Source organism: Chitinophaga sp. RCC_12, from assembly GCF_041360695.1.
Lineage (GTDB): Bacteria > Bacteroidota > Bacteroidia > Chitinophagales > Chitinophagaceae > Chitinophaga.
Map to the genome: position 1 here is coordinate 457,020 of NZ_JBFUPS010000002.1, position 23,578 is coordinate 480,597.

Sequence of the window (23,578 nt, forward strand, 5' to 3'; positions counted from 1 at the left end):
GCTAAATTCTTCTCTTTTTTTATTCCGGGAATGCTAACTTTACAAATACAGCCCCGCGCTGTATTTTAATCTGTCTTTAAAAAAAATCTATATGTTCAGATTAGCTATACTATCAGTTGTTATGCTTTTTGCCTCATCCCATCTTTATGATTTCAAAGTAGATGCTGTTGATGGAGGAAAAATCGATTTCTCCAAATACAAAGGAAAGAAAGTATTGATCGTGAATACCGCCTCCCTGTGTGGTAACACGCCGCAATATGAAGGCCTGGAAAAACTCTACAAGAAATACCACGACAAACTCGTTATCGTTGGTTTCCCTGCTAATAACTTTGGTTCACAGGAACCCGGCAGCAACAAGGAAATACAACAATTCTGCACAAAACAGTATGCAGTAACCTTCCCCATGGCAGCCAAAATTTCTGTAAAGGGAACAGACATTCATCCCCTGTACAAATGGTTGCTGGATGAAAGCAAAGCCAAACACATGGAGCCGGCAGAAGTTACCTGGAACTTCCAGAAATACCTGCTGGATGAAAAAGGTAACCTGGTAGCAGTATTTTCTCCCAAAACTCAACCCGAGTCAGCGGAAGTGATTGCGGCCATTGAAAAATAGTCTTTATAACTGTTACCAACTTTTGCGTAGACAAAAAATTTTGCAGATACTTGCGTAAACGTATAACCGTTTACGTAAGTATCCTGTTATTAATTATACAACGCGCAACCGTATTCATGAAACACTACCATGTTCCTACTAATAATGCCTTGCCGCTAATGGCATTGCTGTGCTTTTTACTGCTACTTTCCGCGTGCCAGCACGATGTAGATCCCCCTTCACTTTCGTGCCCGGAAATGCAAATGGTTACTACCATAGGAACCGGCAGCAGCAACATGACCTTTAGCCGCAGCCTCCTGTTCCGCGAACGGACGGATACCGGCGGACTCAAATTCCTCAGCGTGGAAACCGTATCGGATTCCTGCAGGGTGGTATTTAATATCACGGATGGTATGTACGACGAAGCCGGATTGAAGAATGACAGCCTGCACCTGAAAACTTATACCTACACCCGGCGGGGAGTTCAAACCGGCGGACTGGTGGCCGTAGCCATCAAAAACAATGGAGAATTCACCTACCTTACCACCGACTCTTCCAGCGTAACCATCCGTAAAATGAATCTCCGGACACAAACCATATCCGGCAGCTTTTATTTTACAGATAATGAGAAGAACATCAACGGCACCGGCACCTTTGAAAATGCCTGTTACGTATCTCTTCAATAAATGATTAGCCCCCTTTTCATTATCTTGCGCCCATGCTTTTTTCTGATATTATAGGACAAGGGGAGGTAAAGCAACAGCTCGTTCAATCCGTACAGCATAACCGGCTAAGTCATGCCATGATACTGCTTGCCCCGGAAGGTGCAGGTGGCCTTCCGCTCGGACTGGCCTTTACCCAATACCTGGTTTGTGAAAACAAACAAGCACACGATGCCTGCGGACAATGCCCCGCCTGCACCAAGGCTTCACAATTTGTACACCCGGATATCCATTACTCCTACCCGGTTATTCCGCGCAAAACCGGCGATAAACCGGTAAGCACCGACTATATCACAGAATGGCGGGAGTTTGTAACAACCCATGCCTATGGTAATGCGTACGACTGGCTGCAATTTATAGGCGCCGAAAACAAACAGGGTAACATTACTGCCACCGAGTGCCAGGACATTATCCATAAACTGAACCTGAAAAGTTTTGAAAGCGGTTATAAAATACTGGTGATGTGGATGCCCGAATACTTAGGCAATGAAGGGAACCGCCTGTTGAAACTGATTGAAGAACCGCCTCAGAATACACTGTTTATCCTGATCGCCGAAAACCAGGAACAGATACTGGCCACCATCTTATCAAGAACACATCTTATCAAAATAAACCCGCTGGCAAAAGAGGACCTGGTCACAGCGTTGGTCCAGAAAAGTAATGTGCCCCCTGCAAAGGCCCAGCAAATGGCCACCATTACAGCAGGCAATTACCGGGAAGCCCTGTACCTGTTGCAGCATTCAGACGACGACTACCACGAGCTGCTCCGCAGCTGGCTGAATCACCTGTTTACCGGCAACCGGGTAGCGCTCCAGGAATGGATAGAAGGGATTTCCAGTGCAAAAACCGGCAGGGAAAACCAAAAGCAGTTCCTCCGCTATTTCATTAACCTGCTGGAACATACGCTCCGTTTGCAATACCTGGATAAGAGCCAGCTGGCTTTTTCCACAGAGGAGATGGACTTCGCCGCCAAGCTGGCTAAACTGGCCAACCTGGACCAAATGCAGGAAATCACAGAGGCGTTGAACAACGCCAGCTACTATATAGAACGCAATGCCAACGGAAAGATGCTATTTCATGCCCTGTCCATCAAGCTGCAATATATATTTAAAAAGAAACCTATACCGGTTATGTAATAACCACCGGCTTCCTGCGGGGCTATCAGCTCCTTTTCCCTATCTTTGTTGCTTCCGGCCTTTTGTTTTTCTGAAAGGAAAAACGTATTTTGAAGAACTGGAATAACCTGAAATGCTTATTTATAAAATTTAAACTAATTAATAATATGGCTTGTGCCGGATGTGGTACGGGTGTGGAAGGGAAGCCGTCAGGATGCAAGAGTAATGGAGGATGCAGCACAGGAGGTTGTAACAGACTGAACGTGTTTGACTGGCTGTCCAATATTCCCCTTGGTGATAGCTTAGCACCATTTGACATTATAGAAGTGAGTTTTAACAATGGCAGCCGCAAGGACTTTTTCCGTAACGTAACCAAACAATTCTTTGATAAAGGAGAAATGGTTACCGTAGAAGGGGTCAGCGGTTTTGACGTTGGAACAGTAAGCCTGACGGGCGAGCTGGTAAAACTACAGATGAAGAAGCGACGCGCTGAAGACACACCCGAAGTAAAAAAAGTGCTGCGCCGTTCAACGAACGACGACCTGCAGCGAATGAATGACAACAAGTCCCGCGAGAAAGAGGCGCTCATAAAATCCAGAGCCCTTGCCCGCAACCTCGGACTTGAAATGAAACTGGCAGAAGTGGAAATACAGGCCGATGGCCGTAAAGCCACCTTCTTCTATACCGCAGATGATCGCGTGGATTTCAGGGAATTGATTAAAGTATATGCCTCTGAATTCAGGGCCAAGGTGGAAATGCGCCAGATAGGCGCCCGCCAGGAAGCCGGAAAAGTAGGTGGCATCGGCAGTTGCGGCAGGGAGTTATGCTGCTCCACGTGGCTGTCTGACTTCAAAAGCGTGAATACTACCGCTGCCCGGTACCAGAACCTGTCTATCAACCAGGCCAAGCTATCCGGACAATGCGGCCGTTTAAAATGCTGCCTTAACTATGAGCTCGATACCTACCTCGATGCCCTGAAAGATTTCCCCGATGATGCCGATAACATTGAAACTGCCGGCGGCGTTGCCCACCTGCAGAAACGGGATATCTTCAAAAGCCTCATGTGGTACTCTTATGAAGGCAGTAACAAACAGTATCCACTCACCATTTCCAGGGCTAAGGAAATACGCCTCCTGAACAAGCAGGGCGTTAAACCAGACGACCTGAAACCGGTAGAAGTAGTAACCGCCAAACCAAAAGAAGCGGATCTCGGATACGCAGATGTGGTGGGATTAATCAGTCTGAAATCTCTCGAAAAAACTGCACAGAAGCGTAAACAGAAGGATAGAGACAAACAAAAACAACAACGCGGAGGAGAACGTGGTGAACGCGGCGAGCGTGGTGAACGCGGCGAACGTAGCGAACGTCCGGATCGTGGCGAACGCGGGGAACCTAAACAAGCCCAGGGTCAGGGTCAGCCAAGAACTGATTCCCCTAAGGCAGGTCAAAGGCCCGACAACCGCCAGCCTTCAGAGCGTAAACCCAAACCGGATAACCGCCAGCGGCAACAAGGCGGAGGCCAGCCAAAACAGGGACGTGAACAACAACCCCGTAACGAGCAGCCATCAAACCGGCAGGAACAGGGACAAAGACAACCTGCGCCAAAGCAACCCGGTCAGCAACCAGCCCAACCAGGCATGCCCGGAGGACAGGGACCTACCAATCCCAAACAGGACAGGCGTCCACCACGGCATAAACACCGGCCGCCCAATCCTAACAAGAACAACAATCCTGAAAAAGGACAATAAATAAAAACAAAAAAGACAACCGGCCTGGTTGTCTTTTTTGTTGCATACTGCAAGCCTTTCTTATATGTTCGGACGGGTACACGGAGCTGACCGACCTTCATTCCCCTTACTTCACGGATGCCTCTTCCATGCCGCATACCTGTGTATCCCATAGGGTATCCATGCACTCTTCATGGACTCATGATGCACTATCAATGCACTCCCCATGCACTATGAATACACTATGCCCCTTCCGGGACCTATTATTTTTTGAATATCAGATAGTGAGGAAAAATTGTCAGAGAAAACCAAGTAAAAGGCCGCCCAGACGAGGCAGCCTTTGTTAACAATTGGTTTTTGCTTATGAGAAAACTTAAAAAATGCTATTTTATATCTCTTCACAAAATCAATCACACAGGCGCCTCTACTGCTTATCACACGCTCTTACGCTTCATTCTCAAACAGTAGTTTATAATAGTTCATGTTGGTGGCTTCATCAAATCCGCGCTCAATCATCTCACGGTTGCCATGAATATATACATGAAAGTTACGATCCAATTTCAGAATGCTCTTAAATACTTTCTGCTGTTTCTTTACAGCAGGTGCAGATATTTCAAACTCGTCAGGGATATCTTGTTGAAAATGATTCGCATATTCGTTTCGGTACTCCTTAAAAGAAGCAATAGCGTCGGGATGACCTAGTACCTCTTTCGCAAAATCGTCCAGTTGGAATTGTTCTTTTTCTTTAAAATAAGCGGCTGATTTATTTAACAGATCTACCTGATCTACTCTGTCCATCTCATACTCCGTTGGCAATTTGTTGTGTATAAACTGTTTACACATGTCCACCGCGGTTTCTGTCTGATGATAACTGTCCTCCCGGCGTTGTACCTGTAAAAAGGCATCCTTCCAATACACCGCCTCGGTTTGTTTGCTGTTACTGTCTACTATACTTACTTTAAAGCCTTCTGTTTCTTCTGTATTAAATACCAGACAACCTTTATCCAGCTTATTAATATTTATACCGTCCTCGTAATTTACCTGATAATTCTCGTCTGCCAGAAATACCTTTAAATAGGTATCGCGGTTCTCCGACTTAAAAATGCCTATGGCTTCCACCTCTTCACCATCCACCTGGCACTTGCTAAAGTAGGCTATATATAGCTCTCCCCCTTTTATTTTTGGATGGGTGGAATGTTTATATAGATGTTTGGCAATATTGACCGACTGCTCCTGGAATTCATTTTGGTCAGTAAATATACGTCGACAATATTGAAATATTTCATTCAATTGCAGATCTGCGTCATGACGGAATCTGAAATACTCTGCTGCATTGGCAAACGGCTGAATAAAATAAGTCACCAATAACTGGCTGATCGTTTCATCCTCCAGCTGCAAAGGCGCTTTGGAACAGAGCAGGGCCTCATCGTTAGTGGGATTCCCTACCTTGTGTATCGTTAATTGCGCCAAATCTTTAAACTCCGAAACATGGATCATGGGCGCAAAATTAATAAATTAGTTGACAGGCAACAGATCCGTTTCTCCCGGTAATTATTTCTTGATAATTTCATTACATACCCTCCCTCCCATCCATATACGCTGAAAAATCTGGAATAGTTCCTTAATTTAAAGTTTCAAAACAAAACGAACATGAAAAAATATATCTGCCTGCTGGCAATGACGGCCGGATACGGCCTCCCGCTGATAGCGCAGCAAAAACATACAAACAGGCCCGTATTCGAAACCCGCGACCTCACGGCAGAAAATATGTTTTCCGTAAATATCGAAGGACCCAACTTTGACAAAGCAGGCAATTTTTACGTAGTAAATTTTCAACACGATGGCACCATCGGTAAAATAAATACCAAAACCGGCGCCGGCGAAATATTCGTTACCCTCCCCGATAGCAGCGTAGCCAACGGCATTCATTTCAACAGCAAAGGAACCATGTTCCTCCCGGATTTCATCCGGCATAATGTGCTCACTATTGATATGAAAACCAAAAAAGTAGGCGTATACGTTCACTCCGATCAGTTCAACCAGCCCAATGATCTCTGTATCAATAGCAAGGATCAGATCTTTGTCACCGACCCCAAATGGGCCAGCAACACCGGCCAGATCTGGCGGATAGATCCCGGCCACCACACCCCCATCCTGCTCGAAGGCAATATGGGCACCACCAACGGCATTGAACTCAGCCCCGACGAAAAAACATTATATGTGAACGAAAGCGTGCAACGGAAGATCTGGAAATACAAGGTGGATAAAGCAGGTAACATCTCCCGTAAAACCCTATTCGCCAGCTTCCCCGACTTTGGCTTCGACGGAATGAAATGCGACAAAGTAGGCAACCTCTACGTAGCCCGGTGGGGAAAAGGCGTGATCGCTGTACTCTCGCCAACAGGAAAACTGATCCAGGAAGTACCCCTCAAAGGAAAACAATGCAGCAACCTGGTATTCGGGGATAAAGACGGCAAAACCGTATACGTAACCCTGCAAGACCGTAAATGCGTGGAAACATTCCGGGTAAACGTACCGGGTAAACGCTTTTAACGCGGATGTTGTCTTTCTCGCTGATTACGCTGATTATACTGATTAATTGGATTTTTACTTCTGGATTTTTTTTGATTTAATAATTCAGGGAGATATATTCGCTTATATCTCCCTGAATCCTTTAAAATCAAAAGTGATCAAATCCCTAAATCAGTATAATCAGCGTAATCAGCGAGAAAGACAAAATCCGCTGGCGATCAAACTACTTTATAATCAGTAGCCAGCCCTTGTTCTTTTCTACGGGGATACCGGCATCTGCACCAAATACCTGTCCCTGCTGGAAGTTGCGTATGTCCGGCGCCGTTATCGTTGCCTTTGTGGGGTCTATGCCCAGTGCTTTCCAGTCGATGGTGAGTTTAATGGTGGTGTTTTCCGGCGCCCAGCTGGCGAGGGATACCAGTACTGCCCCATCCTTACGGTAAATGGTGGCCGGTACCAACGGGTTATTGGTTTTAACCGGGTTATTTTCTACCCAGTAACCAATCATCTTTGTTCCCTGCATACCAAAATCATCCCACACTTTCCAGATAGGACGCGGATCGGAAGTAGCAGTCCACGGCATGCGGTTAGTCATACCATACACCATACCCCGCCACTGGTTACCGCCATCCTGGAGCATTTCGCCCATCAGACCAAAAGGAATACCGCTTACTTCTGTGAGGAAGAAATCAGGATTGTTTTTTTCATAATCAAAGTACTCCCCAAACCAAAGCCTGTTCAGGTAAGGGAAGTGCTCCATATAAAGCACCGCACTGTTAATAAATCCATCGGATTTGTTATACTGGTTGGCGGAATGCAGATCAATAATACCCGGATGATTATCCTTTGTCAGCACGCGTTTTACACGTTTCATGGTTACCCGGTCAAAAGCCACATCGTCCAGGTAAATACCATCAATCCCTACGTTTTGCACCAGCCAGTTCATCCCTTCCACATAATAGTTATGCCAGCGATTCATGCCACTGTTGATGATGGCGGCATCCTTAAACTCCGGTACAAACCATGCCGCGATGTAGTCTTTTCCTACATGCTCCTGCAGCCAGGAGAAGCCGCCGCCCTTGCCCGGACTGTATACTTCATGTCCTAAACTGCGCAGCGGGAAGGTTTCCCAGGCATGGTTCGATAACTCCCTTACGGTATTATAGATCTTAACTTTCAGTCCTTTCTGACGCGCTTCCGCAATGTAGTCCTTCATCGCCTTCCATTCAATGAACGGATAGTTGATCCAGGGGTTAATCTCGTTGCCATGGTGAATGTTTACCACTGTGGCGCCGGTAGCCTTGATGCTGTCGAGGTTATTATACCGGTGATAGAAACGGGTAGACCACTGGAAATCGGTGTTAACCGGGTGGAACGGCGTGATGATCAGGTGGAAGTTGTAATACAGTACCTCTCCCTTATGCAGCGTTCTTTCACCGCTATAATTATTTACCAGTATAGCCTTTCCTTTTTCACCCACGGTGATACCGCCTTTATCGCCATTCCCCCATGAAGTGGGCAGCAGCAGCGGTTTCTGGAGGTAGAAGTTTGTATTCAGCGGGCGTACATAATTTTCATCCCGCAGGTTAAACTGGATGCCCGCATTCACATCACCAATCCAGGCGCCATCCTGGTTTTTATTTTTCACGTCCCACTTCCAGTCGATCTTTTCCGGGCGCATGCCACCTTTTTGGTTCAGGCCCATCATGTACTTTGCGGCGCCTTTATCAAACGGCAGGTGCATCGTGATATCCTTCAGGGATACGTCTTCCAGCGCTGTTACTTTCACGGTATAGTCGAGGAAACCATCAAATTCCAGGGTGCCGGTTACTTCCATCTCCAGGCCTGTAGTGGTGTTCACCGCTTTCCAGCTGATTTTTCCCGGCGTTTGACTGGTAACTTTCCAGCCATTGCTTTGCCAGCGAAGATCCTTTCCTGTAGCGGCTTCTATGAAATGAAAGTGTACCGGTTCGGTGAAAATATTCTTAGGCTGTGTGGATAGTGACGTCATTTCAGGCGTGAAAAAAGTCTGGATCTGCGCAGGGAAGCCATCTTTATGGATACCTACTTTACGGCCCAGTAAACTGATCACGCTGTCCTTCATTTCCAGTGGCGTATAAGGTGCAATCACGGCATCGTCCTGTGCCAGCGTGGAATTCAGCCATTTCAGGCGGGTTTGTTTCCAGGGTTCGTTAAAGCCGCTGTTCACGACCCGTTTATTCGTTACCGTTAGCGCGATCCTTACCGGCATGGCAGGCATACCGACTGCCTTTATGGTGGCAATGCCTTTATAGATGCCTGCTGCAGCGTTTTCCGGCACATCTATCCCACACCACAGGGCCTGTACTTTTCCTTCGGGGATATTCACCGTTGCCGAAAAAGGTTTGGCATCGTAAGTGGTACCGGTGGTATTGATACAGTTGAGTTGCGTTGCCGGGATGGTTTGTCCGCCAGTGGTTTTCAGGTCGGCAAAAGAAATCTGTACCTCCTTCATTTCATGGCGGGCATAAATGCCCAGCTGAAATGCATAGTATTCGCCTTTATCGGCTTCGCCGGAGAAGGATTGGGAAGGCCCTTTCTTTATCCAGCGCTGTGGCAGGTCGTCCGTCATTTTAATAGGGAACTGCCTGTCTTCGGGAAACAGCATATAGCCGCCACCAGGATGTTTCAGCAGCAACTGCTTTCTTTCTGCTTCCGTGGCGATTACCTCCATCGGGTAGAAAGTATTGAAGCTGTCGATAGCTTCCAGTTGCTTCACTGTGGTATTGGGCTTTATACCCGCTGGTATGGATTGCAGCCAGCTGTTATCGGCGGTTTGTTCCGGCGCCAGGTACACGCCTTTCGGATAGTTGTCGCGGCCTTCGTTTTTGGACGGCAGGTAATAAATATAGTAGTCGCCTTTACCGGAAGTTGGTTCAAAGCAGATATCGCCCTGCTCACGGTTAAGTGTCAACGTTTTTACATTGGTAACTTTTTGTTTTGTTTTTGCATCTTCAACAATGATACGTTTCAGCTCCGGATGCTCGTCTCTACGGCGCCAGGGGATTATAACGCGGGCTACGCCGGCGGCGCCATTAAAGGAAACTACCGCGCGGTGGTTACCGAGCGAGTCTGCATTCCAGTTATTGTTGCCATTGGTATACTTCAATTCCTGGGCGAGTGCTGTGGTAAGGAAGCTGAAAGTAAGTCCTGCCAGCAGCAATCCTCTCCTGAAATTGCGGGAAGGGTGGTTTGTCTGATACATGAAGAATAAGCAATTTTTTAAATGTTCACCGGTTATAAATTTACTACTGTTGCGGTTTCTTTTCCCGATTATTTTATAAAAGCAAAAGCCCCGCAGAACGGGGCTTTCACCGGTAATACTATTGAATCGGGTTTTGCACCAGGTTAGGATCAAGCAATATTTCCTGTTCAGGAATAAAGTGTACCACCCTTGCATCTGTATAAGAAACTGTTTGCGGATTGTTTTGTACGCCGGGATAATTGCGGTATACATTCCGGTTATTGCGGAACAGGTCAAATACGCGATGTGTTTCAAAGGCAAGTTCCAGGCGGCGTTCGTCCAGTACTACATCCAGTACGGAGGCATAGCCATGCAGGTCTGATACGGTAAACAGTGCAGCGCCGCTTAACCCGGCCCTTTTACGGATGGTATTCACATCATCGATGGCGGCAGCGTTATTGTTCAGCTTCGCATTCGCTTCCGCACGGATCAGGTACATTTCAGCCAGGCGCAATACCACCGGTGAACTGAGGGTAGGTACATTATCCTGGTTGGAATATTTCAGCACATACCATTTTGGAACGCCGTTGCGGGAAGCCATTACCTTCTGGCCGCCGGCATTCACGGAATCCCGGCCATCAGCGCCTTTCAGGTACACGGCCTGCACAAAGGAGTTACGGGCATCTGCCGGATATTTGTGCAGCAGGTCGAGGTACGACTGGGAAGCATACATTTCGCCATAGCCCATGCCACCGGGAGACATATAATACATAGAGCCGATAGAGCTCCAGGTACGGTCGTCCTGCAGGGTATGATGAATAGCGAAGATGGTTTCCTTGTTGTTTTCATTGGTTTTGGTGTAATAACCTGGAAGATCAGAAGTATTCACCAGGGAATACTGACCTGAAGTGATCACTGAATCTGCATAAATACGGGCAGAATCATTTTTTCCCATATAGAGATACACTCTTGCCAGTAAAGCCATGGCGCCGTATTTGGTGGCATAGCTGTTGGTGTTGGAGTTGTCCATCAGGTCTTTTCCTTTCTTCAGATCTGCTACCACCTGCGCGTATACATCCTGTACAGTGCTACGTTTAGGCATGGCAGTTATATCAAATTTGGTCACCACCGGTACGCCCAGGTTGGTTGCAGGACTTTGTGTATAAGGGCGGCCGAAAGACCTTACCAGGCTGAAATGTACAAAGGCGCGGATGAACAGATTTTCCCCGATCATCTTATTCACGGCGTCCGACTTACCTTCTGTCATTACTTCCAGCAGCTTATTACAGCCGTTGATTGCCTTATACCCTGCCCGCCAGATCTGCAGCGCGTTGGCCTGGTTGGTCAGGTGCCCGTAAGTGTATGAATAGAAAAGCGCATCGGTGGTAGCGCCGCTCAGCGCTACATCGTCACTGGGGAACTCCCCCATCTGGAAATAGTTGCGCGTAAAATTTTCTTCTTTCAGTAACGCATAATTACCTACAGTGGCCGCCGGCCATTTAGTTTCATCTTTCAGAATATTATCATCCGGAACAGCACTGTACGGGTCTTTCTTCAATGAGCAGGAAGTGGCCACTGATAACAGCAACAGCCCTGCAAAGTATTTTGACATGTGTTTCATGATCATCTCTTTTTAGCTCCTGTTAAAAATTAATTTCAAGGCCTGCAAACCACTTGGTGCTGGACGGATACTTGATGTAGTTGATACCGCGATCATCTACTTCCGGATCCAGACCGGAGAATTTGGTTAAGGTCCACAGGTTATCACCGCCAACAGAAATTCTGGCGTTTCCAATATGCGCGCGGTCCAGCCAGGCTTTAGGCAACGCATAGCTCAGGTTTACGTTTCTCAGACGCAGGTAGCTTCCGTCTTCCAGGAAACGGGAAGATGGTTTGTGTGAGTTTTTATTTCCTTTGATAGTATACTTTGGATGGGTAGCCACATCGCCCGGGTTTTCCCAGCGGCTCCAGTCTTTATCCAGCGACATCATATTATAGGTATAATATGCGCCGTCATTGTCCATCAGTTCACGGGTGCTGTTATACACATCATTACCGGAAACAAACGCCAGGAAGGCACTCAGCTGGAAATTTTTATAGGAGAAAGTATTACGCATACCACCAAAGAATTTCGGCGTGGCAGAACCCACAATCTGCAGGGACGCATCGTTATAGTTATTGGTAGTAGTTTTACCGGTTACGTTGCCATTGGCATCTGTCACGAGTTTTTCCCACAGCGGATCGCCATTGGCAGGATCTACACCGGCCCATTTACGCATGTAGAAGCTGCGCATATCCTGGCCCTGTTGCAGGATGAAATAGCCGCTGATCGGATCTACGATCTGGTTCTTCCCGGTATACAGTTCGGTTACCCTGTTTTTATTGAAGCCGATGTTGAAGTCGGTGCTCCATTTGAAGGCGCCTACCAGGTTATCTGTACTCAGGTTGATTTCAAGTCCTTTGTTACGCACAGATCCTACGTTCTGTGAAATGTAGCTGTAACCGGCAGTAGCAGGCAGCGGCACATTGAACAGGAGGTCTTTGTTATCTTTCTGGTATAATTCTACGGTCAGGTTAATGCGGTTAAATAATCCCAGGTCGATACCAATGTTGGTATTGTATGCTTTCTCCCAGGAAAGGTTAGGTACATTATACACGCTTTGGTAAGCACCGGGGAAACCGTTGTACTGCGTATTGATCGAATATGCCCCGATAGCGCTGTAGTCGCCTATTTCCGCGTTACCGGTAGTTCCGTAGCTGGCCCTTAACTTCAGGTTGGTGATGGCTTTTATCTGCTTAATAAAATTTTCTTCAGATGCTGCCCAGGATGCGCCAAAGGCATAGAAGTTACCATACTGCTGGTTGGCGCCAAACTTGGAAGATCCATCTCTTCTAAAGGAAGAAGTGAAGTAGTATTTATAATTGTAGTTATAGTTCGCCTGTACAAAATAGGAATTAAAGGCGCGGGCTATTTTGGTACCGCCAATAGACATCGGTGAAGAAGTACCATCCAGTACCTCCACTCCCTGTAAAATACCTTTACCTTTTGCATTGATATCATTAAGATTGGCCTGCTGAAACTCAGCGCCCACCAGTCCGTCGATGTTATGCACCTTATTGATGGTATATCTTGCTTTCAACAGGTTGGAGCTGATATAGCTCGCGGAATCCTGGTAGTAATTATACAGGTTACCACGGTCGTCGGTGCCGGAGGAAGTCCGCACATCCCCGTTGCTTTCCTGGTTGAAATGATAATACTGCGCGCGGTTGGTAGAGCTGAAGGACAACCATTTGGTGATGTCGTATTCCAGTTTTACCAGTGCTTCGAGCGACTGCCTTTTATTTTTAATATAGTTATACTGCTGGTCGTAAAGGAAGTTAGTCATATCCCTTCCGTACCAGGTAGCGGCGGTGAGTGGGTTTACCGGCTTGCCTTGTTCGTCGTACGCCTTATCCCAGGGGAGATTGGTGTAATATTGATACAATGAGCCGTTTGAATTATCGTGGTCGGAAGTTTGTGTTCCGGCGAAGTTGGCGCTGATGCGGAACTTATCGGTAATGTTATGATCCAGGTTGAGGCGGGCGCTGAAACGCTCTACCCCGGTACCTTTCAGGATACCATCTTCTTTATAGTAGTTACCTCCCAGATAGAACTTTGTTTTTTCGTTACCACCGCTGGTAGATAATTCGTAGTTCTGGTTGGTGGCATTTTGGAAGGCCAGCTTCTGCCAGTTGGTATTGATATTACGGAGAGATGGATCCAGCGTGGCGCCTGCGGCTTTCTGCAGGTCGTACAGGTCTGTTCCGTTCATGAGGTGAAAATGTCCTGTATTAAGCTGGGCGGTTCCTACGTTGGTGCGGAAGTTTACCTGGGTTTTACCGGCTTTACCTCTTTTGGTGGTAATTACCATTACGCCGTTGGCGGCGCGGGCGCCGTACAGTGTAGTGGCGGCGGCATCTTTCAGGATGGTAACGCTTTCAATATCGCTGGGGTTGGGTAATCCGCCAATGATACCATCTACTACTACCAAGGGGGAGTTGCCCGCAGTAAGGGTTCCGTTACCGCGGATGCGGATAACGGGTGCCGAGGCCGGATCCCCGGAAGTATTACCTACAAATACGCCGCTTACTTTACCCTGCAACATTTTATCCATGCTGCTGGCGGTAACGTCTTTCAGTTTAGCGCCGCTTACTGCCTGCGCTGCACCGGTGAGGTTTTTGGTGGTAGTAGTGGTGTATCCCATTACTACTACTTCTTCCAGTTTCTTGGTATCCGGTTCCAGTTTAATATTGAGTTCGGAACGGCCGCCTATTGCTACTTTCTGTTGCAGGTAGCCGATGTAGGAAAATATCAACACGCTGTTTTCTGAAGGCGCCTGGATTGTGAACTTACCGGTGGCATCAGTTACCGCGCCGGTGCTGGCGCCTTCTACGGTGATCGTTACGCCGGGCAACGGATCTTTGGTAGTGGCGTCTGTTACATATCCCGTTACTTTCACCTGTGCGGTCCCCGTGGGAGTAATCACCACCAGGTTGTTTTCCAGCACGCGGAAGGTAACATTGGAGTTGTTGAAGAGTTCCTTCAGCACTTCACTGATCTTTTTATCTTTCACATCAATAGTCACTGCCTTATTCAGATCAGTAAAGTTCTCGTTGTAGAAGAAGCGATAATTGCTGTTGTTTTCGATGAGTTTAAATACATCTTTCACGCTTTTATTTTCAGCATGCAGTTCCTTTATATTATCCTGCGCGTATGCATTAGCGGATACCTGTAAAAAACCTCCGAAAATCAGCAGACCCGTCAATTTCATCATGAGCAATAATTTTCGCCCGGGGCAAAATAATGCCGCCAGGTTTGCAGTGGATTTCATAAACTTGTATAGATTTTAGTTAAACGATAATTACGGCGATTGCCCGTCGCAAAGGCAATTCGCCATTAAGTGATTTTCGTTGATTGGGGTAAGTCGCATTACCCCAATTTTTTTAGTCCTTCATGTCCGGCATGTAAGTTGGTTTTACAGGTGATTGAATGATGGTTGTCCCTTCTATCCGGCCATTACCGGCTTTTAAATGCTTTATTATATTTTTCTTTCAGCTCTTCGTCCAGCGCCAGGGTAACTACACCTTTGTTGATGGTGTATTTCAGCGGTGCTGTGAGCTTTAGAATGTTCAGTACCTGTTCCAGCGTTTCCTGACGGAAAGTGCCACTGAAGCGGTATTCTTTCAGTTCCTGTTCTTTAAAGATCACCTTTACATTAAACCTGCGTTCCATTGTTACCGCCAGTTCTTCCATGGTTTGAGCGGCCACTATCCAGTTGCCGTCTTTCCAGGCGGTATATATTTCCGTATTGTTCACTTCCCTGCTTTCTATCGGAGCAGCGGTGGAGCTGTCTCCGCCTGATACAGGCGTTTTCAATTGTTCACTGCCGTTTGATAACGGTTTTTTATACACAACATGTTGATGTGGTTTCATCATCAGTCCGAAAGGCGTAGTGGTTTTACTGCCGTCTATCTTCACTTCTCCGTCTACCAGCGTGGTTACTACGGTTTTATCTTCCGGGTATGCTTTTACATTGAAAGATGTACCCAGCGCGAGTATTCTCAGGTCGGAGGCTCTTACCGTAAAAGGCTTTTGTGCGTTGGTATGCACTTTAAAGAAGGCCTCTCCTTCCAGTTTTACTTCGCGGCCGCGGAGGTTGTAGGACTGTGCGTACTGCAGCTTGCTGCCTGCATTCAGCCATACTTCCGTACCATCAGACAATTCAATTTTGGTGGTAGCCCCTTTCGGGCTGGTCACCGTTACCAGCGCGTTACTGCTGTTATCTTTTTTACCGGAGGCCCAGGCATACACCAGGCCGCCGCCGATTAAAAAAGGCAATGTATAGGTGGCGGCCACACGGAAATAGTATTTCCACTTGTTTAGCGCTAATGGCGGTTCTATAGCCGTGCTATACTGCAAACTATCCCAGGCGGCGCCGGTATCATAACTCCCTTCCCGTGCCGTTGCCTGCCACGCATCCCTGAGCTGCAGGAAATAAGACTGGTTCTCCGCTGAGGCATTGATCCAGTGCGTTAGCGCTGCCTGCTCATCCGGGGAGATATTACCGGATAAAAAACGTGCGATCAGGTCATCTGCCTGCTCCTGTGTATAGTTAGGACCCATCATATAGAAAACAAGTAGTAAGACAACATTTAATGCCGGGTAGGGTGACAAGCGAAGAAAATAAATGTTGTTTTTTTTAAACCCCTACTTCAAAAGAGGGAGTAGTTCGTCGCGTAACCTTTGCAGGGCGCGGGTCATCTGTGTTTTGACGGTGTTGATGGAGATGCCGAGGTGGCGGGAAATTTCGGGGTAACTCAGTTCTTCAAAGCGGCTAAGCCGGAATACATCCTGGCACTGGGGTGGTAATTTGCGGATAGCTTTTTCCGCTATCAGCTCCAGTTCGGATTGTTCGAGTTTTTCTGCCGGCGAATGACCGGAGGTGATGCTGAACAGGGAAATACGGGACTCCAGCTGCTGAAGCTCTTCGCTGCCGTATTGCGTTTTTACCTTGTTTTGCTTGATGTAGTTGAGGCAATTATTCTGAACAGCGCGGTACAGGTATGCTTTTTCAGATACCTGGATGTCCAGCTCCCTGTACTTCTCCCATATCTTCAAAAAAGTATCCTGCACAATTTCTTCTGCCAGTTCATGTCTGTTTACGAAATCAAAGGCGAATGTACAGAGCGCGGCGTAATACTCTTTGAATAATGATTCAAAAGCGGGTAGCTGACGTTGTTTCCGGTTAATATTTTTACTTACTTCCTCCAAAGTATTCCTTCGTCCACAAGATTGTTCACTGCGGCAAAAGATACGTAAAGTAGGTTCAATAAAAAAACGCAGGTCATAGACCTGCGTTTTACCATCTTTAACTCGTTGAATTACATACACAAACCGCCACAGGTGCTGATTGTCTGACCGGTTACGTAACCGCTCATATCAGAAGCCAGGAACAGGCAAACGTTGGCAATATCTTCCGGTGTGCCGAAGCGGCCCAGCGGAATCTGAGCAATATAATTGGCAGCGCCCTCTCCTTCTTTGAGGTAGCTGGTCATGTCTGTTTCTACAAAACCCGGGGCCACGGCATTACAGCGGATGTTACGGCTGCCCAGCTCCTGTGCAATGGACTTGGTAAAACCGATGATACCGGCTTTGGAAGCGGCATAGCTGCTTTGGCCGGCGTTACCCATGATACCGATTACGGAGCTCATATTAATGATGCTACCGCTTTTTGCCTTCATCATGGGGCGTATTACATGTTTGGTCATGTTATACACGCTCTTCAGGTTGATGTTCATTACATCATCCCATTGATCAGGGCTCATACGCAACAGCAGGTTATCTTTGGAGATACCGGCGTTGTTTACACAAATATCAATTTTACCGAATTCTTTCAATACATCCGCTACCAGCGCTTCAGTTTCCTCGTAAACGCCTGCATTGGATTTATAAGCTTTTGCTTTTACACCCAAAGCGGTGAGCTTTGCTTCCAGTGCCTGGGCTTTTTCATCGGAGCTTACGTATGTAAATGCAACGTTTGCTCCCTGTGCTGCAAATTTCAAAGCAATTGCTTCCCCGATACCACGGCTGGCGCCTGTTACTATGGCTACTTTGTTCTCCAGTAATTTCATGTTATAGTTGATAGGTTTTAAGCATTCATGTGATCTGCCGCAAATTGCAGGATTTCTTCCAGGTATTTGCGGTCGTTGTTCAGTCGTGGAACTTTATGTTGTCCGCCCAGCTTGCCCTTGCTTTTCAGGAACTCGCAAAAAGTTCCTTCCGGCAATACACGCACTACCGGCATGTGCAGGGCGATATCCTTGTATCTTTTGGCCTCGTAATCTGAGTTAATGGCTTTTAAAGTACTGTCCAGTACCGTAATGAAGCGGTTCAGGTCATCCGGCGCTACTTCAAATTCCACCAGCCATTCGTGTCCGCCGTTGCCATGATCACTGAAATACACGGGAGCTGCGGTGTAGTCATTTACCACTGCACCCGTAGCTTCGCAGGCTTTGGCCACTGCAGTATCTGAATTTTCCACGATCACTTCTTCCCCGAAGGCATTAATAAACGACTTTGTTCTGCCGCTGACTTTAATACGGTAAGGAATCAGGGAGGTGAACTGGATGGTATCTCCTACCATATAGCGCCATAAGCCGCCATTGGTACTGATTACCAGGGCATAGTTTTTACCCAGCTCCACTTCCTGCAGTTGCAGGGTTTGCGGATTTTCCTTGTCCAGTTCCTCCATTGGCATAAACTCATAGAAGATGCCGTGGTTGAGGAACAGCAACAGCCCTTCTTCTCCTACCACATCCTGGGCTGCAAAGAAGCCTTCGGAAGCGTTATAAGTTTCCTGGTAATGCATTAAAGGCTTGCGGATCAGTTTTTTAAACTGCTCGCGGTAAGGGGTAAAGCTTACGCCGCCATGCATATAAAGCTCCAGGTTAGGCCATACATCGGCCAGGTTGTCGGTACCGGTGAGTTCAAAAATACGTTTGATCAGCACAATGGTCCAGGTAGGCACCCCTGCAATAGAGGTTACATTTTCATGGATCACGGCGTTGGCCATACGTTCTATTTTCTCTTCCCATTCGTCCATGAGCGCTATTTCCAGGTCCGGTGTACGGATCATATTGCCGTAAAACGGCATATTCTGGAGCATTACAGCGCTCAGGTCCCCGAAATAGGAATCGCTGTTTTCGGAAAGCTTGTTCACCTGGTGACTGCCTCCTATTACCAGTGATTTACCGGTAAATACGTCGGAGTCGGGGAAATTATTGTAATAAAGGGAGATCACATCCCTGCCGGAGCGATAGTGGCATTCATCCAGGCTTTCCACTGTTACAGGGATAAATTTGCTTTTATCCGCGGTGGTACCGCTGGATTTTGCAAACCATTTGATGGGTGTATTCCAGAGTACATTCTGCTGTCCCTCCATCGTGCGCTGTATATAAGGCTTGATGGTATCATAAGTATGAATAGGAACGCGCTGTTTATATTCGTCTATCTTATAAATCTTTGAAAAGCCGTACTGCTTACCGAATTCGGTATACTGGGCGGCACTGATAAGGTTTTGGAATACCTGCTGCTGCACCTGCACGGGATACTGCATGAAATACGCAATACGCCCCATTCGCAATCTTGCCAGTTGTGATATTGCAGGACTTAAAATTCTCATATAGGATGCTGTAGAATTATTTTTATTGTTTAGCTGCTTCGTCCAGGTAATCTTTACGGCGAAGAATAAAATTCTGGCCAAGATACACTTTTCTTACCTGTTCATCGGCTGCCAGCTCTTCGGCGGATCCTGATTTCAGGATTTTACCTTCAAACAATAAATAAGCCCTGTCAGTAATGGACAATGTTTCCTGAACGTTGTGGTCGGTGATCAGGATACCTATATTTTTGTATTTCAGTTTGGCTACTATTCCCTGGATATCCTCTACGGCAATGGGGTCGATACCGGCAAAAGGTTCATCCAGCAGGATAAACTTCGGGTCTACGGCCAGGGCGCGTGCAATCTCGGTACGACGGCGTTCTCCCCCGCTCAATACGTCGCCGGGGCTTTTCCTTACATGCGTGAGCCGGAACTCAGACAAAAGGCTTTCCAGCTTCTCTTTCTGCTCCGCCTTTTTCAGGGTGGTCATTTCCAGCACAGCGGAAATATTATCCTCCACGCTCAGCTTCCGGAACACGGAAGCCTCCTGCGGCAGATAACCAATGCCCATCTGCGCCCGCTTGTACATGGGCAGCTTGGTAATGTTCTGGCCATCCAGGTACACATTCCCTTCATCGGGCTTAATAAGCCCCACCACCATGTAAAAGGAGGTGGTTTTACCGGCGCCGTTAGGCCCCAGCAGCCCTACAATCTCCCCCTGGGACACTTCCACAGATACGTGGTTTACCACGGTTCTGTTGCCGTAACGCTTTACCAGCTGGTCTGTATGTATTCTTAATGTCATATGATCAAACTTAGCAAAAATAAACAATTCATTCAGTTAGCCTAGTTATAGTTATCCTAAGATTAAAAATGATCTGATAATAATAAGGGGATATCTTATTTTTGCCCGCGTAATTTTAGCAGGAAGCTGGCTTTATATTCAGCCGCCTTCCTCAAAGCTTATAACTTTATGAAAGTAACTGAACATATTGCCAAGGCCAAAGACACCCTGATTTCTTTCGAAATCCTCCCTCCGCTTAAAGGAAAGAGTATTGAGTCTATCTACGACCACCTGGATCCGCTGATGGAATTCAAGCCCGCATTTATCAATGTGACCTACCACCGCAGCGAGCATATGTTCAAGAAAAAGGCGGACGGATCCTTTGAAAAGGTGGAAATCCGTAAACGCCCCGGCACCGTGGGTATTTGCGCGGCCATTATGAACCATTATAACGTAGATGCGGTACCACACCTCATTTGCGGCGGTTTTAGCCGGGAAGAAACAGAAAATGCCCTGATAGACCTTAACTTCCTGGGCATCGACAATGTACTGGTTTTACGCGGAGATGCTCCCAAAAATGAAACTTTCTTTGAACCCGACCCACATGGACACTCCTATGCAATTGAATTGCTGGACCAGGTGGCACATATGAACAACGGCGTTTACCTGGAAGATGATCTGCAAAGCGGTGTAAAAACCAATTTCTGCATCGGCGTAGCCGGTTACCCCGAAAAACATTTTGAAGCCCCCAATATGCAAACAGACCTGTCGCACCTGAAACGTAAGGTGGAAAACGGGGCCGATTATATCGTTACTCAAATGTTTTTCGACAACCAGAAGTTCTTCGACTTCGTAAACAAATGCCGTGAAATGGGTATCACCGTGCCTATTATCCCCGGACTGAAGCCATTAACTTCCAGGAAGCAAATGACCATGCTGCCACGTATTTTCCATGTGGACCTCCCTACAGACCTCTCTACAGAAATCCTGAAATGCAAAACAGACAAGGATGTGGAACAAGTGGGTACTGAGTGGCTCATTGCACAGTCGAAAGAACTGAAAGCCTTTGGCGTGCCGGTATTGCACTATTACACGCTGGGTAAACCCAAGGTGGTGCGTCAGGCTGTGGAAGCAATTATGTAGCTTATCCTAACTCCTTATAAAAGCAGAAGGGAAGGACGAAAGTCTTTCCCTTTTTTGCTGTCTTTCATATAAAAAATGCCATCACGTAGATACGTAGTGGCATATCCCTATAACTGTCACACTTTTAATTATAACTGTCCAATGATCGAAGCCATCTTCCGATGGCATCTTTCGCTAATAAGACGCGGTAAAAAGGAATGACCCCTATCTTCTTTTAAAAAAAATAAAAAAGACCGCCGTAAGAGGCAGTCTTTCTATTGTCTGTATAGTATACTTACTATTTTCGTGTAAAGAGATATCCGACAGACAAGCCAAAATAACGGTGCTTTTCCTGGGTTCTGTCGCTGGCACTAACGTCTAAAAAGCCGGAAGTATAGTTTATACTAAACAATAACCCGTTTTTAAATTCATAGCCGGCCAGTAAGTTAACTCCCGCATCTATGGCGTTGGCATGTAACTCTTCCAGGTTCGCAACATCATCTCCATCAAATTTAATCTGCCTGGATTTTTTTGTTTCGGCATTGTATCCCTTATAAGTAACTTTTCCGCCTATACCATAGGCTACATAAGGTCCCAGCCCGGCAAAAACTTTTCCTTTGCCCGCTTCGCCTTTATATAAAAAGTTAACAGGTAACTCCAGGTAGTTATACCGGTAGCTGGTAGTAGCTTCCTCGTTACTGCCCATGCCCGTCATAAAAGTATTAACGGCTTTGGTGCCTTTAACACTGTATAACAGTGCCGGCTGAACGGCAAAACTCTTCGCAAGCGGGATGTCTGCCAGTATCCCTGCATGGTAGGCGGGCAGCGTCCGGTCGTGAAATAATGTCATCTGGGTGCGGTCTTTCAGTTTCATGTTTCCGCCTGAAAAACCGGCTTTGACTCCCCATCTTACCTGGGCACTCAGGGTTAACGAACTTAACAAGGTTACAATAATCAGGATGTTCTTTTTCATATAGGTTTAAGGAATGTTGTCTGTCAATTTGCTACCGGCGGGCCCGGGGAAACAAGTACCCAAAGGAAATCCGGAAGCTTCGGTTCAGCTCTTCTGCATGCTCCCTGGTAGTTACATTTATAAAGCCGGAAGAATAACCTGCTGTAAGCAAAAATCCTTCATTAAACTCATAGCCCAGCAGGAAATTAGCCGAAACGTCTACCGGGTTAGCATGTATTTCAGAGGCGTTTGCGGAAACCACTTCATCGCCGTCAAACTTTACCCGTTTTGTTTCTTCTTTAGTGCCTTCTTTGATATAAGTAGCCTTGCCACCAATACCATAAGACAGGCTGGGACCAAATCCTGCTACAATTTTACCTTGCCCCAGTTTTTGCTTAAACAGAAAGTTGACAGGTAATTCAAGATAGTTATACCGGAATTTGACGATATAGTAATAGTTCCCGGTTGATTGCTCCGGCCGGGTTCTGTAACCAGCAACGCTGTAAAGGAGTCCTGGCTGTACCGCCAACCATTTTGCCAGGGGAATATCTGCTAAAATGCCTGCATGAAAAGCAGGCAACATAAACTCGTTCCGGTCCGGAACATCAGCAGGGTCAGTCAATTTCATACTGGCGCCGGTAAAGCCGGCCTTAAGTCCAAATCTAACTTGCGCAGTTGCTATCTGAACAACCAGCAGGGCTACAACAATCAGAATATTTCTTTTCATGCTTTTTAAGTATAAATCCGCTCCCTGTTAACAAAAACCGTTCCCTGCGTAAAAAGACTACCAGTCTTCCCTGTCAAAGAAAAAACCAAGGCTCACGCCCCAATACCTGTTTTTATAATTATTATCCACCGATTGATCGATATCCATCATGCCGTATCCATATTGTGCACTCAGTGAAAGGCAGCAATTCAACTCCAAACCCGCAATAAAGTTAACCCCGGCATCCCAGCGTTGCAGGTTCATGTTAGTACCGAAGATATTGGGAGACCCCTTAAAATCGATCCGTTGGGATCCCGATTGCACCAGTTTATTTTCGGTGTAAGCCGCTACACTGTAATCGCCACGGATACAATAAGCCGCATAAGGCCCCGCACCTACCAGCAGTTTACCAAAGCTTACCGGCACCTTATATACCAGGTGTACCGGCAGTTCCAGGTATTGTAGTTTCAGCTTTGTTGCCCCGGATGTAAACAGGTTAACCGGATGGGATACCGCATACTCCAGTCCCGCACCTTTTTTTATGTAACTGACGCCTGGCTGCAGATAGCCATTTTTAAACAGCGGTATGTTCGTATAGAAGCTTGCCTGCCAGCTATCCGTTTTTTGGGTTCCCGGCGCATATCCACTCCCGGAAGACTCCAGCCCGGTATTGATATAGCCGCCACGAATACCCAAACTTACCTGTGCATGTGAGGTAACTGTAACAAAAAATACTGTTACAAAAAGAGGAGTAAAAATTTTCATCAGTGGTTCGGTAATAAAAGGATTAAGAATATCACAGTGACATCATTTTGGGGGAAAAGTCTTAATGCTCAGTCGGTTATTGTAAGCGAAATTAAACAAACGTTTTCATAAAAATAAAAAACCACCCGAAATTCCCGG

General features: G+C 46.7%; 18 protein-coding genes. 6 read left to right on the top strand and 12 right to left on the bottom strand.

All coding sequences use genetic code 11. The features are described 5' to 3' along the window. The first annotated feature begins 91 nt into the window (after positions 1-91). From AB6805_RS07130 to ricT, 4 genes are all read left to right on the top strand, one after another. Complete coding sequence (locus AB6805_RS07130) at positions 92-613, top strand: glutathione peroxidase (RefSeq protein ID WP_370908746.1); 522 nt, start codon at positions 92-94, stop codon at positions 611-613. A gap of 50 nt (positions 614-663) precedes the next feature. Continuing rightward, positions 664-1,278 (top strand): hypothetical protein, encoded by a 615-nt coding sequence (locus AB6805_RS07135; protein ID WP_370908747.1) that lies wholly within the window; start codon positions 664-666, stop codon positions 1,276-1,278. A 32-nt stretch (positions 1,279-1,310) separates the two neighbouring features. After that, on the top strand, positions 1,311-2,450 hold the full coding sequence (locus AB6805_RS07140) for an ATP-binding protein (RefSeq protein WP_370908748.1): 1,140 nt from the start codon (positions 1,311-1,313) through the stop codon (positions 2,448-2,450). Between the two features lie 146 nt (positions 2,451-2,596). After that, on the top strand, positions 2,597-4,177 hold the full coding sequence (ricT, locus tag AB6805_RS07145) for a regulatory iron-sulfur-containing complex subunit RicT (protein ID WP_370908749.1): 1,581 nt from the start codon (positions 2,597-2,599) through the stop codon (positions 4,175-4,177). 423 nt (positions 4,178-4,600) lie between these two features. Here the strand turns inward: ricT and AB6805_RS07150 are convergent, their stop codons facing one another. After that, positions 4,601-5,653, bottom strand: coding sequence for a nucleoid-associated protein (locus AB6805_RS07150; RefSeq protein WP_079471359.1), 1,053 nt, complete (start codon positions 5,651-5,653; stop codon positions 4,601-4,603). Between the two features lie 153 nt (positions 5,654-5,806). Here AB6805_RS07150 and AB6805_RS07155 point away from each other — a divergent pair, with 153 nt between their 5' ends. Continuing rightward, positions 5,807-6,709: an SMP-30/gluconolactonase/LRE family protein gene (locus tag AB6805_RS07155; protein WP_370908750.1), complete on the top strand. Its 903-nt coding sequence runs from the start codon at positions 5,807-5,809 to the stop codon at positions 6,707-6,709. Between the two features lie 202 nt (positions 6,710-6,911). On the opposite strand, the gene AB6805_RS07160 is transcribed toward AB6805_RS07155, so the two are convergent. The 8 genes from AB6805_RS07160 to lptB form a co-directional block, all read right to left on the bottom strand. Further along, complete coding sequence (locus AB6805_RS07160; RefSeq protein ID WP_370908751.1) at positions 6,912-9,932, bottom strand: glycoside hydrolase domain-containing protein; 3,021 nt, start codon at positions 9,930-9,932, stop codon at positions 6,912-6,914. 118 nt (positions 9,933-10,050) lie between these two features. After that, positions 10,051-11,532: a RagB/SusD family nutrient uptake outer membrane protein gene (locus tag AB6805_RS07165; RefSeq protein WP_370908752.1), complete on the bottom strand. Its 1,482-nt coding sequence runs from the start codon at positions 11,530-11,532 to the stop codon at positions 10,051-10,053. A 22-nt stretch (positions 11,533-11,554) separates the two neighbouring features. Continuing rightward, positions 11,555-14,725: a TonB-dependent receptor gene (locus tag AB6805_RS07170; RefSeq protein WP_370908753.1), complete on the bottom strand. Its 3,171-nt coding sequence runs from the start codon at positions 14,723-14,725 to the stop codon at positions 11,555-11,557. Positions 14,726-14,967: 242 nt separating this feature from the next. Beyond that, entirely contained in the window at positions 14,968-16,077 is a 1,110-nt protein-coding gene (locus AB6805_RS07175; RefSeq protein WP_370908754.1) for a FecR family protein, read from the bottom strand. Between the two features lie 81 nt (positions 16,078-16,158). After that, positions 16,159-16,722 (bottom strand): RNA polymerase sigma-70 factor, encoded by a 564-nt coding sequence (locus AB6805_RS07180; protein WP_370908755.1) that lies wholly within the window; start codon positions 16,720-16,722, stop codon positions 16,159-16,161. Positions 16,723-16,832: 110 nt separating this feature from the next. Next, complete coding sequence (fabG, locus tag AB6805_RS07185; RefSeq protein ID WP_370908756.1) at positions 16,833-17,582, bottom strand: 3-oxoacyl-[acyl-carrier-protein] reductase; 750 nt, start codon at positions 17,580-17,582, stop codon at positions 16,833-16,835. A 17-nt stretch (positions 17,583-17,599) separates the two neighbouring features. Further along, positions 17,600-19,132: a GH3 auxin-responsive promoter family protein gene (locus tag AB6805_RS07190; protein WP_370908757.1), complete on the bottom strand. Its 1,533-nt coding sequence runs from the start codon at positions 19,130-19,132 to the stop codon at positions 17,600-17,602. Positions 19,133-19,154: 22 nt separating this feature from the next. Beyond that, positions 19,155-19,916, bottom strand: a complete 762-nt coding sequence (gene lptB / locus AB6805_RS07195; RefSeq protein ID WP_370908758.1) for an LPS export ABC transporter ATP-binding protein — start codon at positions 19,914-19,916, stop codon at positions 19,155-19,157. A gap of 168 nt (positions 19,917-20,084) precedes the next feature. Here lptB and metF point away from each other — a divergent pair, with 168 nt between their 5' ends. Beyond that, positions 20,085-21,038: a methylenetetrahydrofolate reductase [NAD(P)H] gene (metF, locus tag AB6805_RS07200; protein WP_370908759.1), complete on the top strand. Its 954-nt coding sequence runs from the start codon at positions 20,085-20,087 to the stop codon at positions 21,036-21,038. 277 nt (positions 21,039-21,315) lie between these two features. Here metF and AB6805_RS07205 read toward each other — a convergent pair whose 3' ends face one another. The 3 genes from AB6805_RS07205 to AB6805_RS07215 are packed head-to-tail and all read right to left on the bottom strand — an operon-like array spanning position 21,316 to position 23,440. Continuing rightward, positions 21,316-21,990, bottom strand: coding sequence for a porin family protein (locus AB6805_RS07205; RefSeq protein ID WP_370908760.1), 675 nt, complete (start codon positions 21,988-21,990; stop codon positions 21,316-21,318). Positions 21,991-22,021: 31 nt separating this feature from the next. Beyond that, a complete protein-coding gene (locus AB6805_RS07210) occupies positions 22,022-22,696 on the bottom strand; it encodes a porin family protein (protein ID WP_370908761.1) in 675 nt (224 codons plus the stop codon). Between the two features lie 57 nt (positions 22,697-22,753). Continuing rightward, the gene (locus AB6805_RS07215; protein ID WP_370908762.1) at positions 22,754-23,440 is read right to left on the bottom strand and encodes an outer membrane beta-barrel protein; all 687 of its coding nucleotides are present in this window, start codon (positions 23,438-23,440) and stop codon (positions 22,754-22,756) included. Between the last annotated feature and the right edge of the window lie 138 nt (positions 23,441-23,578).